This window comes from Stenotrophomonas beteli (assembly GCF_001431665.1).
Lineage (GTDB): Bacteria > Pseudomonadota > Gammaproteobacteria > Xanthomonadales > Xanthomonadaceae > Stenotrophomonas > Stenotrophomonas beteli.
The window spans coordinates 66,496-80,150 of record NZ_LLXV01000024.1; the positions used below are offsets into that span (position 1 = coordinate 66,496).

Genomic DNA, 13,655 nt, shown 5'->3' on the forward strand with positions numbered 1-13,655 from the left:
GGAGGATGGTGGAACGGCTCATCCGCGCATGGCGTGGGTCCACTGCGGGTCGATACCCCAATGGTAGCGCCGGGCCATGCACGGCAGGAGCCGAGCACGGGTTCGGCGCTACCGGGGGGCGTTGCCGCTGGGCGGCGGGCTCTGCGCCAGTTCCACCCGTGGCCGCGGCAGATCGTGCAACTGCATGAAGCGGGCGGCATCGACCGGGCGGCCGAGCAGGTAACCCTGCAGGTAGTCGCAGCCGAGGCGTTCCAGGTAGGCACGCTGGGCGACGGTTTCCACGCCTTCGGCGACGATGTCCATGTCCAGTGCGTGGCCCAGTGCCACGATCGCCGAGACGATCACCACGTCCTCGGCGCTGTGCTCCAGGTCGCGCACGAACGCGTGGTCGATCTTGATCTCGGTGGCCGGCAGGCGCTTCAGGTACAGCAGGCTGGAATAGCCGGTGCCGAAATCATCGATGGAAATGCCCACGCCCAGTGCAGACAGCGCCTGCAGCAGGCGCAGGCTGGTATCGGTATCGCGCATCACCGTGCTTTCGGTGATCTCCAGCACCAGATGGCGCGGGATGATGTCGTAGCGCTCGATCACCTCGCGCACGTCCTGCAGCAGATGCGGCGAGCTGAACTGCACCGGCGACAGGTTCACCGACATCGACCAGCCATCATGGCCGGCGTCATGCCAGCGGCGCAGCTGCTGGCACGCCTGGTCCAGCGCCCAGCGGCCGATCTCGTTGATCGCGCCGCTGCGCTCGGCCAGGCGGATGAAGCGGTCCGGTGGAATCAGGCCGTGCTCGGGGTGGCGCCAGCGGATCAGGGCTTCGGCACCGACCACCTTCTGCGTGGCCACGCGGATCTTCGGTTGGTAGTGCAGGAACAGCTGCTCGCTGCCGATCGCGCGGCGCAGGTCGGCCAGCAGGCGGAACTGCTGCTCGGCGCTGTCGTTCATCCAGTCGGCGAACAGCACGAAGGCATTGCGCCCGGATTCCTTGGCCTGGTACATCGCCGCATCGGCGAAGGCCATCAGCTGGCGTTCGCTTGCGGCATGGTCCGGGCAGATCGCCACGCCGATGCTGGCGGTGACCTGCAGTTCGTTGTCGGGCAGCAACGGGCCGCTGCCGACCGCCTGCAGGATGCGTCGGGCCAGGGTGGGCAGGTCTTCATCGTGTTCGATGCGTACCACCATCACGAACTCGTCGCCGCCCAGCCGCGCCAGCAGGTCATGCGGGCGCAACAGCTGGCGGGTGCGCTCGGCCACGGCCACCAGCAGCGCGTCGCCGGCCTGATGGCCATAGGCATCGTTGACCTGCTTGAACCCGTCCAGGTCCATGAACATCACCGCGAAGCGGCTGCCGCCCTGTTCGGCTTCGGCCAACGCCTGCACGATGCGCCGCTGCAGCAGCAGTCGGTTGGGCAGGCGGGTCAATGGGTCGTGCAGGGCGGCCTGGGTCAGTTCCTGCTGCGCATCGGTCAGCGAGGTGCTCAACATTGAATTGCGCAGGCGCAGCAGCTGCGCCTCCACCCGCTGGTCCAGCCAGGACACCACCAGCACCACCGCAAGGATGGCCACGGTCAGCACCACCACCAGCATCGCCAGCCAGTCGTTGTGCAACCCATCGCCCACCGCCGCGCCGCAGATGCTGCCTTCGGGAAAGCGCGCGGCAGCCATGCCGGTGTAGTGCATGCCAACGATGGCCAGGCCCAGCAGGCCGGCCGCCGCCAGCCGGTCTCCCACCCGGGTGCGCTGCGCACGCAGGCGGAAGGCCACGTACAGCGCAGTCCACGAGGCGGCCACGGCCACCAGCAGCGAGAACAGCAGCCAGCCGGGGTCATAGTCGATCCCAGGCTGCATGCGCATGGCGGCCATGCCGACGTAATGCATGCCGGCGATGCCGGTGCCCATCAACAGCGCGCCACCGGCCAGGCGTGGATGTGGCAGCGTGCGCAGGGACACCAGCCACAGCGCAAACACCGAAGAAGCAATGGCCAGGGTGAGGGAGAGCAGGGTGATCGGAAGGTCGTAGCCCAGCGGTATGGGCAGATCGAAGGCGAGCATGCCGATGAAATGCATCGACCAGATGCCCAGGCCCATCGCGAAGCCGCCGCCCAGTCGCCACCACCAGGCCGCGCCCTTGCCGGGGGCGGTGACGGTGCGCCCGGCCATGGCCAGCGCGGTATAGGAGGCCATCACGGCAACCAGCAGCGAGGTCGCCACCAGCCATGGGTTGTACGTGCCTACCAGCATTCGTCAGTCTCCCGGACCTGCCTGTCGACGGAAACCACGGTGGGGCATGCATGAGGCAGGCCGACGCAGGGCGGCGGCCACGTGCGGCATCCCCCCGGTTGCTGCGCATTCACTCTAACGCGCAGCCCCGGGGGAAGGGCAAGCAGTAAAACGTGATGAGCGGGTCAGTGTGTGACCGCGTCCGCAGCCTGGAAGGCCGCATCGAACAGGCGCTGGACCGGCGGGCCCATTTCCCCGGCCAGCAGTGCCAGCAGGAACAGGCCCAGCAGCAGGGACACGGGCAGGCCGAGCTGGATCGGGTTGAGCGCGGGCGCTGCCCGGGCCAGCACGCCGAAGGCCAGATTCACTGCCAGCATGGCCACCGTCAGTGGAATGGCCAGGGTTAGCGCGCCGCGCAGCACGGTCAGCAGGAACGTCGGCGCGATGCTGAAGAACGCATGCGGGTCGGGCAACGGTGTGCCGATCGGCAGCGCGCGATAGCTGTCCACCACCAGCGAGATCAGCGCCAGGTGGCCATTGGCGGTGAAGAACAGCAGGCCGAACAGCAGGTAGAACCACTGCCCGATCACGCCGGAAGTGCCGCCACGCAGCGGGTCGCTCATCTGCGCGAAGGCCAGGCCGGTGCCCTGGGCGATCAGCTCGCCGGCCAGTGCGCCGGCTTCGAACACCAGCCGCAGCAGGAAGCCGATGGCCACCCCGATGGCCAGCTCGCGGGCGATGGTGAGCACGGTGGCCGCGTCAAAGCCGGTCCAGTCCGGTACCGGCGGCAGCAGCGGCGCCAGTGCGATGGCCAGGGTGGCGGCCAGGATCACGCGGATCCGGGCCGGCACCGCGCGCGTGCCGACCATGGGCATGGCCATGGCCACCGCACCGATGCGCAGCAGGGTCCACAGCACCGTACCGATCATGCCGAAGGCCTGCAGGCCGTCGGCTGCCATCTGGGTGGCGGCGTCCATCGAAGCGTGCGTCCTAGCCGATCAGGTGCGGGATACGCTGGAACAGCAGCGTGGTGAACTCGACCAGGTGGCCGATCAGCAGGCTGCCCAGCGCGAACAGCACCGCAGTCAGTGCCGCCGCCTTGGCGACGAAGGCGATGGTCGGTTCATTGAGTTGGGTCGCGGCCTGCACCACACCCACCACCACGCCCACCACCAGTACGGTCAGCATCAGCGGGCCGGCGACCCACAACACAGTGATCAGGCCGCCACGCAGTTCGGTCAGGGCAAGTTCGGGAGACATTCGGGTTCCACCTTCTTATGTAGAGTCGAGCCATGCTCGACTGCCTTTCAATCGCGCCGGATGGCGTCACGCCGGATTGAAGCTCGCCGCCAGCGTGCCCACGGTCAGCACCCAGCCATCGACCAGCACGAACAGCAGGATCTTGAACGGGGCCGAGACCAGCATCGGCGACAGCATCATCATGCCCATCGACATCAGCACGCTGGCCACCACCAGGTCGATGATCACGAACGGAATGAAGATCAGGAAGCCGATCTCGAAGGCGGTCTTCAGTTCGCTGGTGACGAAGGAGGCGACCAGCACCGGGAACGGAATCGCGTCGGGGCTGGCGTAGGTGCCGTGCCCGGCGATGCCGGCGAAGGTCATCAGGTCGGTCTCGCGGATCTGCGCCAGCATGAACGCGCGCAGCGGCTGGGTGGTCATCGTCCAGGCGGTCTGGAAGTCGATGTCACCGTTGAGGTAGGGCGCCATGCCGGTGCTCCAGGCCTTGTCCCAGGTGGGCAGCATGATCATTGCGGTAAGGAACAGGGCCAGGCCCAGCAGCACCTGGTTGGACGGCGTCTGCCCGGTGCCCAGTGCCTGGCGCAGCAGGCCCAGCACGATGATGATGCGGGTGAACGAGGTCAGCACCAGCAGCATCGACGGGATCAGGGTGATCGCCGTCATCAGCAGCAGGGTCTGCAACGGCAGGCTGACCGGCGCACCGCCGATCTTGCCCACGTTGATGTCCGGCAGCGGGGTGGCCGGCGTACCGGGCGCGGCGAACGCCAGCGCAGGCAACAGGCACAGGGCAAGCAACAGCAGCCACGGCATCAGGGTGGCAAGACGGGTACGGGTGACACGCATGTCAGGGGTCCTTGCGCAGCCGCTGCTGCAGCAGCTGGGCGAAATTCGGCAGGTTCTTGAAATCCGGCACGCGCACCGGCGCCGGGGGCGGCAGCGGCTCGGGCAGGGTATGCAGGGTATTGATGCCGCCGGCGGTGACGCCCAGCAGCAGTTGCTGGCCATTGACCTCCACCACCACCACGCGCTCCTTGGCGCCCACGCTCAGGCTGGCCACCAGCTTCATGCCTTCGGCCGGGCGGAAGCCGCTGCCGGGCAGCCGCTTGAGCAGCCAGCCCAGGCCGACGACCAGCGCCAGCACGGCCAGCAGCGCCAGCACCGCGCCGAACAGGCTCGGCGCGGCCGCCGCGTGCTGGCCGACCGGCGTGGCGGCCTTGCCGACCGCCAGCAGGGTGGAGGCCAGCGCGATCAACGCAGTCTCCGGATCCGCTCGCTCGGGCTGACCACATCGGTCAGGCGCACGCCGAAGCGGTCATTGATCACCACCACCTCGCCGTGGGCGATCAGGGTGCCGTTGACGAACACGTCCAGCGATTCGCCAGCGCCACGTTCCAGTTCCACCACCGAGCCCTGGTTGAGCTGCAGCAGGTTGCGGATCGGCAGGCGGGCGCGACCGACTTCCAGCGACAGGGTCACCGGCACGTCCAGGATCACGTCCAGGTTCAGGTCCGGACCATTCGCCTCATCGGCCTGCAGGCTGCTGAACTGGGCCGGAGTGGGTTCGAGGGCGTCGATATCGTTCATTGCGGGTCTTCCTGGATGACGGGTACGCGCGGGCGGGTGCCCGGCGGATGGGTAGCGGTGATCTTCACGGCGTTCATGCCGTTGGCGATGCCGAACTCACCGGTGAACACCGGGATGTTCTCCACGCACAGCGGAACCTGCGGGCTCAGCTCGATCGGCAGGATGTCGCCAACCTTCAGCTGGGTCAGGTCACGCAGGGTCATGCGCTTGCTGGCCAGCACGCTGGACAGGGTCACCTCGGCCACGTTGAGCTGTTCGCGCAGGGTCTGGCCCCAGCTCTCGTCGCGGTCGTTGCGGTCGCTCTGGATGCCGGCATCGAGCAGCTCGCGGATCGGCTCGAGCATCGAATAGGGCAGGGTGACGTGGATGTCGCCGCCACCGCCGTCGAGTTCGACGTGCAGGCGGCATACCACCACGTATTCGCGCGGCGTCACGATGTTGGCGAAGTGCGGGTTGATTTCCGAGTTGATGTACTCGAAGTCGACATCCATCACCGGTGCCCACGCCTCGCGCAGGTCGGCGAAGGTCTGCTTGAGCAGCAGGTGGATCACCCGCATTTCGGTGGCGGTGAACTCGCGGCCTTCGATGCGGGTGGGATAGCGCCCGTCGCCGCCGAAGAAGTTGTCGACGATGGCGAACACCAGGGTCGGCTCGAACACGATCAGGCCGGTGCCACGCAGCGGCTTGAAGCGGATCAGGTTCAGGTTGGTCGGCACATACAGCGAGTGCATGTAGTCGTTGAACTTGATCAGCTCGATGCCGCGCACCGACAGCTCGGCCGAACGCCGGATCAGGTTGAACAGGCCGATGCGCCACAGGCGCGCGAAGCGCTCATGGACCATCTCCAGGGTTGGCATGCGACCGCGGATGATGCGGTCCTGGCTGGCGAAGTCGTACGAACGTGCCTCGCCCGAAGGCGGTTCCGCATCGGTCTCGACCGCGCCACTGTCCACACCGTGGAGCAGGGCATCGATCTCGTCCTGGGACAGCAGGTCATTCATGGGTGGGCCCTTACTGGGTCACGAAGCTGGTGAACAGCAGATCGTCGGCGCCGTTGCTGCCGGTCTCGGCCTTGAGCACTTTCTGCACTTCGGCCAGCGAGGCGGCCTGCAGCTTCTGCTTGCCGGCGATGTCAGCGATCTGGTCGGGGCTGACCTGCGAGAACAACATCAGCAGCCGTGCACGGATGGCCGGCGCATGGGTCTTGATCGCTTCCAGCGCGGCCGGATCGCGGGTCATCAGCTGCACTTCCAGCTGCAGGTAGCGCGGGCCGTCCACCGGGCCGTTGAGGTTGACCACGAACGCCGGATCCAGCGGGAAGTACTGTGCCGGGGCCGGGGTGGCGCTCTTCTTGGGCGCCTGCGCGGTCTTTTCCTCGTGCTTGGACTGGGTGAAGAACCACACGCCGCCACCAGCGGCAGCGGCGGCCAGTACGGCCACCAGTGCGGTGATCAGGATCGGACTACGCGGCTTGGCGGCCTTGTCCTTCTCGGCGGTCTTCTTGGTTTTGTCAGCGGCTGCGGCCACGGGGTGAAGCTCCTGAGGGTTGCTTCACCGGGATATGCAAGGGGTGTGCCGAAGGCGGGGGCGAGGGGTGCGACGGAATTCCGTCGGGCTTCCGGTGGGCCGTGCGGAGCAAGCTCCGCACCCATGGTTGGCATGGCCTGTCAGGCGTAGGCGTCCAGCAACCCACGCTGGCGGATCATCTGCGCCGAGGACACACCGGCATCGGCTGGCGACGGTTCTCCGTCACCCGTGATGCTGCCGTTGCCGGCCTGCCCCGACGTATGGCCGTCACCCCCCGGTGCTTGATGACCGACATCGGCGTGCGCCAGCTGAAAGCCCTGTTCGCCCAGCAGCTCGCGCAGGCGCGGCAGGCTGCTTTCCAGTGCCTGGCGCACGTCCACGTGCGGGCTGCTGAAACTGGCGTGCACCTTGTCGCCGTTGAGCTGCAGGCGCACGTCCACCGGGCCCATGTCATCCGGGCTGAGCCGGATGTGTGCATGGCCGATCTTCTGGTCGGCCAGCCACCCCAGGCGCGTGCCGATGGCCTGGTCGAAGCCATCGTCGCCCAGCACCGGCTTCGGTGTCGGTTCGCCGTTGAAGATGGCGGTACCGGTGGCGAGCGCCGACTTCAGCTCCTGCAGCGCCGCAGGGGCAGGTGCGTGCAGAAGCGGGGTGGCGGTACGGTCGCCGACCGCGGTCAGGTCGCTGCCTTCGCCACGCTCACCGCGCTTGCTGCCAGGCAGGACCAGCTCCGGCAAGGGCAATGCGCCGGCGTCGTCGGTGGTGGGCACTGCGCTCGTGCTCTCGGTGGCCGATGCAGGTGCACCCGCAGGGACGGCAGTCGGCAGTGCCGGCGGGGTGGTGGGCGCCGCAGTGCCGGGCAACGCGCTACCGCTGCCGGCAACGGCGGTGGCGGTGGCCGAGGCGGCCGCCGGGTCAACCGGAACCGCGACGGCCAGGACCAGCCCGGCCAGGCCCAGCGGGGGCCACGGCGCGTCGTCGCTGGCCAGCGCCTTGTCCTTGTCGGTGGAAGGCTCGGCCGTATCCGGCGGCAGCAGCGGCGCAACCGTCGGCTCACCGCCAGCAGCGTCGGGTTCTGCGGTGCGCTCGTTGCGCGCACGTCCGTTGCCGTCAGAGGTTGCTGCCTGGCCCGATGCGGACGCGTTCGCCGCGGGGGGCGTGTCGCCCGCCGTTGGCGGCGCCGATGGCGCCGGGCCACCCTGCAGCAGCTGGCTGAAATCCTTGCTGCCTTCAGTACGTGGGCCGCGACCCGCCGCGTTGCCGTTGGCCGGGGCGGAGGCGGTGGCGCTGCCGGAAAGCGCGGCGGGCATCACGGGCGACCTCCCTGTTCACCGCCGTCCTGGTCTTCGCTCTGCACCAGGCGTGCGCGACGTGCACCGATATCGTCCATCTCGCGCTGGTCGCGGCGGTCGGTTACCACCTTTTCCTGGGCACGATAGCTGGCCGCCAGCTGTTCGAGCACGGCCTTGTCGCGGCTGGCCAGGATCAGCCGCGCACGCTCGGCTTCCACTTTCTCGCGGTTGCCGTTGACGGTGGCCTGCTGCTGTTCCACCGCGCTGTCCAGCCGATCGAGGAAGGCGCGGCGATTGAGCAGCTGCGCCGGACTGGTAGCCGCCATCTGGGCGTTGGCGTACTCCTCGGCGTAGCGGCGCAGTTCGTCCAGTCGCGATAGATGGGTATCGAGCACGCGCTGTCGCTCGGCCAGGTCACGGGCCACCGCGTCCTCATGTTCCTGGGCCCGCTTGAGCAGGGGGTCGATGCGCTTGGACTGGTTCATGGCTTAACTCTCTTGTTCCACCAGGCGCTGCAGTGCCGCCTGGCTGTGCGGGAGATCTGCGGCCTTGGCAACGTCCTGGCCGAGGAACTCCATGATTTCCGGCCAGCGTTCCAGGGCTTCGTCGGTGGCCGCGTCGTTGCCGCGCTGGTAAGCACCGATGGCGATCAGGTCGCGGTTGGCCGAGTAGGCCGAGACCAGCCGCTTCAACTTGCGGATGCGTAGGCGCCACGGCTCGTCGGCGATTTCCGTGACCACGCGGCTGACCGACGATTCAACGTCGATGGCCGGGTACAGGCCACTGTCGGCCACGCGGCGCGACAGCAGGATGTGGCCGTCGAGGATCGCGCGCGCGGCATCGGCGATCGGATCCTGCGGGTCATCGCCTTCGGTCAGCACGGTGTAGAACGCGGTGATCGAACCGCGGCCCTTGGCGCCGTTGCCGGCCCGTTCGACCAGCGCGGGCAGCTTGGCGAACACTGAGGGCGGATAGCCGCGGGTGGTCGGTGGTTCGCCCACCGACAGGCCGATCTCGCGTTGCGCCTGGGCGAAGCGGGTCAGCGAATCCATCAGCAGCAGCACGTTCAGGCCCTGGTCGCGGAACCATTCGGCGATCGCGGTGGCGCGGTAGGCACCGTGCAGGCGCGCCAGCGGCGGTCGGTCGGCGGGGCTGGCCACCACCACGGCGCGGCGAAGGCCTTCCTCGCCCAGCGTGGTCTCGACGAAATCGCGCACTTCGCGGCCACGTTCACCGATCAGGCCGACCACGATCACGTCGGCGGCGGTGTAGCGGGTCATCATGCCCAGCAGCGTCGACTTGCCGACGCCGGAGCCGGCGAACAGGCCGACGCGCTGGCCACGGCCGATCGGCAGCAGCGCGTTGATCGCCCGTACGCCGACGTCCAGTGGCTGGGTGATCGGTTCACGGGCCAGCGGGTTGATCGACACGCCGGCCATGCCGACATGGCCTTCGGCACGGATCGGACCCTTGCCATCGAGCGGCACGCCATCGCTGTCGATGACACGGCCGAGCAGGCCTTCGCCCACTTCCACGCCGCCACGGCGGGCCGAGGGCACCACGCGTGCGTTGGGCAGCAGGCCGTGCAGTTCGGCGCTGGGCATCAGGTAGGTGCGTTCGCCAGCGAAGCCGACCACTTCGGCATCGACCCAACCGCCGTCGACCACTTCCACCTTGCAGCTTGCGCCCAGGGGCGCTTCGCAGCCGACCGCTTCAAGCGTCAGCCCGACCGCACGGCGCAGCACGCCCTCACGGATCAGCCCACGGCCATGGGTGGTATCCACGCGCAGGCCTTCCAGGCGCCGGGCCAGGCGCAGGTTGCGCGCGACCGCCCAGTCGGCCGGCGGCGGGGGCAGCAGCGGTTCGGGCGTCATGCGCTGGCTCCGGTCTGGCGGATCACCGCGTCCAGTGCGCCACGCAGGCGCGCTTCCAGGGTGCCGTCGATGCGCACCGCTTCGGCGTGCACGCGCAGGTCACCGCGGCTCAGGCTGGTGTCGGGCACCAGGCGCTGCTGCGGCGAAAGGTTCAACAAGGGGGCGAGGGCAGCGATGTCGTCCGGGTGCAGGCGTACTTCCACGTCGCGGCTGCTGCCGCCGACCGCATCGATGGCTTCACTGACCAGTTGCGCCAGCAGTGCCGGCTCGGCCTCGTAGGCGCGGCCGACCAGCGCACCGGCGATGCGCACCGCGAGTTCGCCCAGTGCGCCGACCACTTCGTTTTCCAGGCGCACCAGCGGGCGGCTGAAGTTGTCCAGGATGCCTTCGATCTGCGCGGCAAGCCGCCGGATCTCGGCCTGGCCCTGGCCGTAGCCTTCGGCGTGGCCGTGCTCGAAGCCTTCCTTCTCGGCGCTGTCCTGGATCGCCTGGATTTCCTCCAGCGTGGGCAGCTGCAGCGGCGGTTCCGGTGCGTGCTCCGGGTCCGGTTCGGTCAGCTCGAAGGCATCGACCGGGTCCAGCACCGGTTCGGGCCGGGCCAGCAGATCCGGGGCAAGCCAGCGCACGACGTTGCTCACAGCATGGCCTCCGCGCTGCCGCCGATGGTGACGGTGCCTTCATCGGCCATGCGCTTGACGATGGCCAGGATTTCGCGCTGCGCGCCTTCCACGTCGGACAGGCGCACCGGGCCACGGGCTTCCATGTCCTCCAGCAGGATCTCGGCCGCGCGCTGGGACATGTTGCGGGTGATCTTGTCGCGCACCTTGATGTCGGCGCCGCGCAGAGCCAGGCCCAGGCGCTCGCCGCTCACCTCGCGCAGCACCAGCTGCATCTCGCGGTCGTCCAGGTCGACCAGGTCGTCGAAGACGAACATCAGGTCCTGGATGCGGCCACTGAGCGGGGCGTCGATGCGCGCGATCTCGCCGAGGATCGCCTGGTCCTGGCCGCTGTCCATGAAGTTGAGGATGTTGGCTGCACACTGCACGCCGCCGATGTTGGACGACTTCAGGTTCTGGTTGCCGGCGAACTGGCGCTCCATGATCTCGTTGAGCTCATTGAGTGCGTTGGGCGGAATGCCATCGAGGGTGGCGATGCGCAGCAGCACGTCCACGCGGGTACGGTCGGGCAGCAGCTTCAGTGCATCGGCGGCCTGGTCGGTTTCCAGGTGCGCCATCACGATGGCGATGATCTGCGGGTGCTCGTTGCGGACCAGGTCAGCCACCGCACGCGGGTCCATCCACTTCAGCGCGTCCAGGCCGGTGGTGTTGCGGCCAAGCAGGATGCGGTCGATCAGGTTGCCGGCCTTCTCGCTGCCCAGCGCCTGCACCAGCATGTTGCGGATGTAGTCATCCGAGCCCACGCCCAGCGAGGTCTTCGAGCCCAGCTCCTGGCCGAACTGATCCATTACCCGTTCCACCTGTTCGCGGGTGATGTCGGTCATGGTGGCCATGGCGATGCCGATCTTCTGCACTTCCTTGGGCTCCATGTGGCGCAGCACTTCGGCCGCGTCCAGCTCTCCCAGGGACAGCAGCAGCACGGCGGCGCGCTGCACGCCGGTCAGTTGCGGCTCAGTCATTGGCCACCCAACCCTTGACCACCTGGGCCACACGCTTGGAGTCGGTCTTCACGGCTTCACGCGCCATCCGCAGTCGTTCCTCGTAAGAATCCACCGGCAGGGCCAGCGCATCCGGCCCTCCCAGGCTGGCCCGGTCCGCGCCCAGCGCCGGCAGCGGGAGGCCATCGTCGTCCACCAGCTGCACGTCCGCGGTGTGCGGCTCCAGTGCCTGGTTCTCGTTGTTCCTGCCCTGGCCGGTGATCGCACGCAGCGCGGGGCGCAATACCCCGAACAGCAACGCCAGCACCACCACGGCACCGAGCAGCATGCGCCCGGCATCGTGCACCCAGGGCTGTTCCCACCAGGCCGGGCCTTCCACCGGCGTGGTATCGCGCACGAACGGCGCGTTCATCACCGACACGGTGTCGCCGCGCTCGGCGTTGAAACCCACAGCCTGTTTGACCAGCGCTTCAACACGGGTCAGTTCGGCGGCCGACAGCGGCTGCGGGCTGACCTTGCCGTTGGCGCCGGCGCGCGGCACGTTGTCCACCAGCACCGCCACCGAGACGCGCTTGATGCGGCCGGCCGGCTGGCGGGTGTGCTGCAGGGTGCGGTCCAGCTCGTAGTTGCGGGTGGCGTTCTTGCTGCTTTCGGTCGGCGCCTGCGCGGTGGCCGGCGCGGCCTGCTGGCCCGGCGGGCTGTTGCTGGTCGCGCCCGGCACGCCCTGCGGGCCCGGGGTGCTGGTGGTGTTCTCGCTCATCTGCTCGCTGCGCAGCTTCTGCGGTTCACCGTTGTAGAGCTCGCGGGCTTCCTCGGTTACCGAGAAGTCCATGTCCACGCTCACTTCCGGATTGACGCGGCCGGGGCCGGTCATCGGTTCCAGCAGCTCGCGGATGCGCTGGTTGAACGAGGTCTCCTGGCGGCGCACCTGCTCGAACTGCGCGGCGTTGACGGCCGCCTCGCTGTTGGGATCGCTGACGCTGAGCATGCGCCCGCTCTGGTCGACCACGGTCACCCGTTCCGGAGCCAGGTCGGGAATGCTGGCCGCCACCATGTGCACGATGGCGTCGACCTGGCTGCGCTCCAGCTGCTGGCCACCGCGCAGTTCCAGCGTGACCGAGGCACTGGCCACGTCGCGCTGGCGGGTGAAGGCGCTGGGCTTGGGAATGGCCAGGTGCACGCGCGAGTCGCGCACCGGGCGCAGCGTGTTGATGGTGCGCGACAGCTCGGTTTCCAGTGCGTGCTGGTAGCGTGCGCTTTCCACGAACTGGCTGACGCCGAAGCCGGGATCGCGCTCCATCAGCTCGAAGCCCAGCTTGCCGCTGTCGGTCAGGCCCGAGCCGGCCAGCTTCAGGCGGGCATCGTGCAGGTTCTTCTCCGGCACGGTGATGCCACCGGTGGCCGGATCGAGGGCGAACGGAATCTGCGCGGCGCGCAGCAGGTCGGTGGCTTCAGCGGTGGCCTTCTGGTCCAGGCCGGTGTACAGCGGCACCATGCCCGGCTTCTGCGACCAGAAGAACACGGCCAGGCCCGCCGCCACCGCCACTGCGATCATCGCCATCAGGCCGAGCCGACGGGTGATCTGCAGGCTCTGCAGGCGGTCGAACCATTGCCCGGCCTTCTCGGCGTTCAGGCTGTCCTTGGAAAGCGTCAGTGCCATGCGTCAACGTTCCTTACAGCGGCATGTTCATCACGTCCTGGTAGGCCTGGACGAGACGGTTGCGGACTTCCACGGTGGCGCGGAAGGCGATCTGTGACTGCTGCGAGGCGACCATCACCTTGGCCAGGTCGGCACTGGGGTCGCCCATTTCGAAGGCCTTGGCCAGCGCGCCGGATTTCTGCTGCGCATCGTTGACGCCGGCAATCGCACCGCGCAGGGTCTCGGTGAAGCTGGCCGGCTGCGCCTGCGGTGCGTCCAGCACCGTGCCCGGCAGGGCATTGCTGCGCGGCGTTTCGCCCAGCGGGTTGAGCGCCGGCTGTCCCATCTGGGTCTGATAGGAGCGGATCTGCGAAAGGATCGAAGTGACGGAGTGGGACATCTGCAACGGTTCCAGAAACAGGGGATGGGGTTGTCTGCTGGAGCAGGTGCAAGTGCCGTGCCGAAACCGGTTTTCGATTCAGTGACGTGAGGGTTGAGGGTGTGCGTGCGGGGTTGCACCCCGCGCCCCGCGGTAGTGCCGGCCGCTGGCCGGCAACCTCGGCGGCAGCAGCCGAAGCCGGAGCCGGAGCAACAGCAGAAGCGGGTCTACTGAGGGGTGGCGGGGTGGGTCCGGTTGC

At 68.3% G+C, this 13,655-nt stretch carries 15 protein-coding genes; all 15 read right to left on the minus strand.

Translation table 11 applies throughout. From position 1 onward, the window contains the following. Positions 1-108 precede the first annotated feature (108 nt). Positions 109-2,244 (minus strand): putative bifunctional diguanylate cyclase/phosphodiesterase, encoded by a 2,136-nt coding sequence (locus ARC23_RS06210; protein WP_057496430.1) that lies wholly within the window; start codon positions 2,242-2,244, stop codon positions 109-111. Between the two features lie 164 nt (positions 2,245-2,408). Continuing rightward, positions 2,409-3,200 carry a flagellar biosynthetic protein FliR gene (fliR, locus tag ARC23_RS06215; RefSeq protein ID WP_057496431.1) on the minus strand — a complete coding sequence of 264 codons (792 nt, stop codon included), beginning with the start codon at positions 3,198-3,200 and terminating at the stop codon, positions 2,409-2,411. A 13-nt stretch (positions 3,201-3,213) separates the two neighbouring features. Beyond that, complete coding sequence (locus tag ARC23_RS06220) at positions 3,214-3,483, minus strand: flagellar biosynthetic protein FliQ (RefSeq protein WP_057496432.1); 270 nt, start codon at positions 3,481-3,483, stop codon at positions 3,214-3,216. A gap of 66 nt (positions 3,484-3,549) precedes the next feature. Next, positions 3,550-4,329: a flagellar type III secretion system pore protein FliP gene (gene fliP / locus ARC23_RS06225; protein WP_057496433.1), complete on the minus strand. Its 780-nt coding sequence runs from the start codon at positions 4,327-4,329 to the stop codon at positions 3,550-3,552. Between the two features lies 1 nt (position 4,330). Continuing rightward, positions 4,331-4,738, minus strand: a complete 408-nt coding sequence (gene fliO / locus ARC23_RS06230; RefSeq protein ID WP_057496434.1) for a flagellar biosynthetic protein FliO — start codon at positions 4,736-4,738, stop codon at positions 4,331-4,333. Next, positions 4,735-5,070, minus strand: a complete 336-nt coding sequence (gene fliN, locus ARC23_RS06235) for a flagellar motor switch protein FliN (RefSeq protein ID WP_005409543.1) — start codon at positions 5,068-5,070, stop codon at positions 4,735-4,737. Before fliN ends, fliO begins: the two co-directional genes overlap by 4 nt. After that, positions 5,067-6,071 carry a flagellar motor switch protein FliM gene (gene fliM, locus ARC23_RS06240; RefSeq protein ID WP_057496435.1) on the minus strand — a complete coding sequence of 335 codons (1,005 nt, stop codon included), beginning with the start codon at positions 6,069-6,071 and terminating at the stop codon, positions 5,067-5,069. Before fliM ends, fliN begins: the two co-directional genes overlap by 4 nt. A gap of 10 nt (positions 6,072-6,081) precedes the next feature. Further along, a complete protein-coding gene (locus ARC23_RS06245) occupies positions 6,082-6,597 on the minus strand; it encodes a flagellar basal body-associated FliL family protein (protein WP_057496436.1) in 516 nt (171 codons plus the stop codon). A gap of 140 nt (positions 6,598-6,737) precedes the next feature. Beyond that, the gene (locus ARC23_RS06250) at positions 6,738-7,907 is read right to left on the minus strand and encodes a flagellar hook-length control protein FliK (RefSeq protein WP_057496437.1); all 1,170 of its coding nucleotides are present in this window, start codon (positions 7,905-7,907) and stop codon (positions 6,738-6,740) included. Continuing rightward, positions 7,907-8,374: a flagellar export protein FliJ gene (gene fliJ / locus ARC23_RS06255; RefSeq protein ID WP_057496438.1), complete on the minus strand. Its 468-nt coding sequence runs from the start codon at positions 8,372-8,374 to the stop codon at positions 7,907-7,909. Before fliJ ends, ARC23_RS06250 begins: the two co-directional genes overlap by 1 nt. Before the next feature lie 3 nt (positions 8,375-8,377). Then, positions 8,378-9,763 (minus strand): FliI/YscN family ATPase, encoded by a 1,386-nt coding sequence (locus tag ARC23_RS06260; RefSeq protein ID WP_057496439.1) that lies wholly within the window; start codon positions 9,761-9,763, stop codon positions 8,378-8,380. Next, positions 9,760-10,401 carry a FliH/SctL family protein gene (locus ARC23_RS06265; protein ID WP_057496440.1) on the minus strand — a complete coding sequence of 214 codons (642 nt, stop codon included), beginning with the start codon at positions 10,399-10,401 and terminating at the stop codon, positions 9,760-9,762. Before ARC23_RS06265 ends, ARC23_RS06260 begins: the two co-directional genes overlap by 4 nt. After that, positions 10,398-11,384 carry a flagellar motor switch protein FliG gene (gene fliG, locus ARC23_RS06270; RefSeq protein WP_057496445.1) on the minus strand — a complete coding sequence of 329 codons (987 nt, stop codon included), beginning with the start codon at positions 11,382-11,384 and terminating at the stop codon, positions 10,398-10,400. The genes ARC23_RS06265 and fliG overlap by 4 nt, the downstream gene beginning before the upstream one ends. A 7-nt stretch (positions 11,385-11,391) precedes the next feature. Then, complete coding sequence (gene fliF, locus ARC23_RS06275) at positions 11,392-13,038, minus strand: flagellar basal-body MS-ring/collar protein FliF (protein ID WP_057496441.1); 1,647 nt, start codon at positions 13,036-13,038, stop codon at positions 11,392-11,394. Between the two features lie 13 nt (positions 13,039-13,051). Further along, a complete protein-coding gene (fliE, locus tag ARC23_RS06280) occupies positions 13,052-13,417 on the minus strand; it encodes a flagellar hook-basal body complex protein FliE (RefSeq protein ID WP_005409552.1) in 366 nt (121 codons plus the stop codon). Positions 13,418-13,655 lie beyond the last annotated feature (238 nt).

What these genes read in the sequence shown, in the direction of transcription:
- ARC23_RS06210 (WP_057496430.1), bottom strand. Translation starts at nt 2,244, where the DNA reads ATGCTGGTAGGCACGTACAACCCATGGCTGGTGGCGACCTCGCTGCTG.
- fliR (WP_057496431.1), bottom strand. Translation starts at nt 3,200, where the DNA reads ATGGACGCCGCCACCCAGATGGCAGCCGACGGCCTGCAGGCCTTCGGC.
- ARC23_RS06220 (WP_057496432.1), bottom strand. Translation starts at nt 3,483, where the DNA reads ATGTCTCCCGAACTTGCCCTGACCGAACTGCGTGGCGGCCTGATCACT.
- fliP (WP_057496433.1), bottom strand. Translation starts at nt 4,329, where the DNA reads ATGCGTGTCACCCGTACCCGTCTTGCCACCCTGATGCCGTGGCTGCTG.
- fliN (WP_005409543.1), bottom strand. Translation starts at nt 5,070, where the DNA reads ATGAACGATATCGACGCCCTCGAACCCACTCCGGCCCAGTTCAGCAGC.
- fliM (WP_057496435.1), bottom strand. Translation starts at nt 6,071, where the DNA reads ATGAATGACCTGCTGTCCCAGGACGAGATCGATGCCCTGCTCCACGGT.
- ARC23_RS06250 (WP_057496437.1), bottom strand. Translation starts at nt 7,907, where the DNA reads ATGCCCGCCGCGCTTTCCGGCAGCGCCACCGCCTCCGCCCCGGCCAAC.
- fliJ (WP_057496438.1), bottom strand. Translation starts at nt 8,374, where the DNA reads ATGAACCAGTCCAAGCGCATCGACCCCCTGCTCAAGCGGGCCCAGGAA.
- ARC23_RS06260 (WP_057496439.1), bottom strand. Translation starts at nt 9,763, where the DNA reads ATGACGCCCGAACCGCTGCTGCCCCCGCCGCCGGCCGACTGGGCGGTC.
- fliF (WP_057496441.1), bottom strand. Translation starts at nt 13,038, where the DNA reads ATGGCACTGACGCTTTCCAAGGACAGCCTGAACGCCGAGAAGGCCGGG.
- fliE (WP_005409552.1), bottom strand. Translation starts at nt 13,417, where the DNA reads ATGTCCCACTCCGTCACTTCGATCCTTTCGCAGATCCGCTCCTATCAG.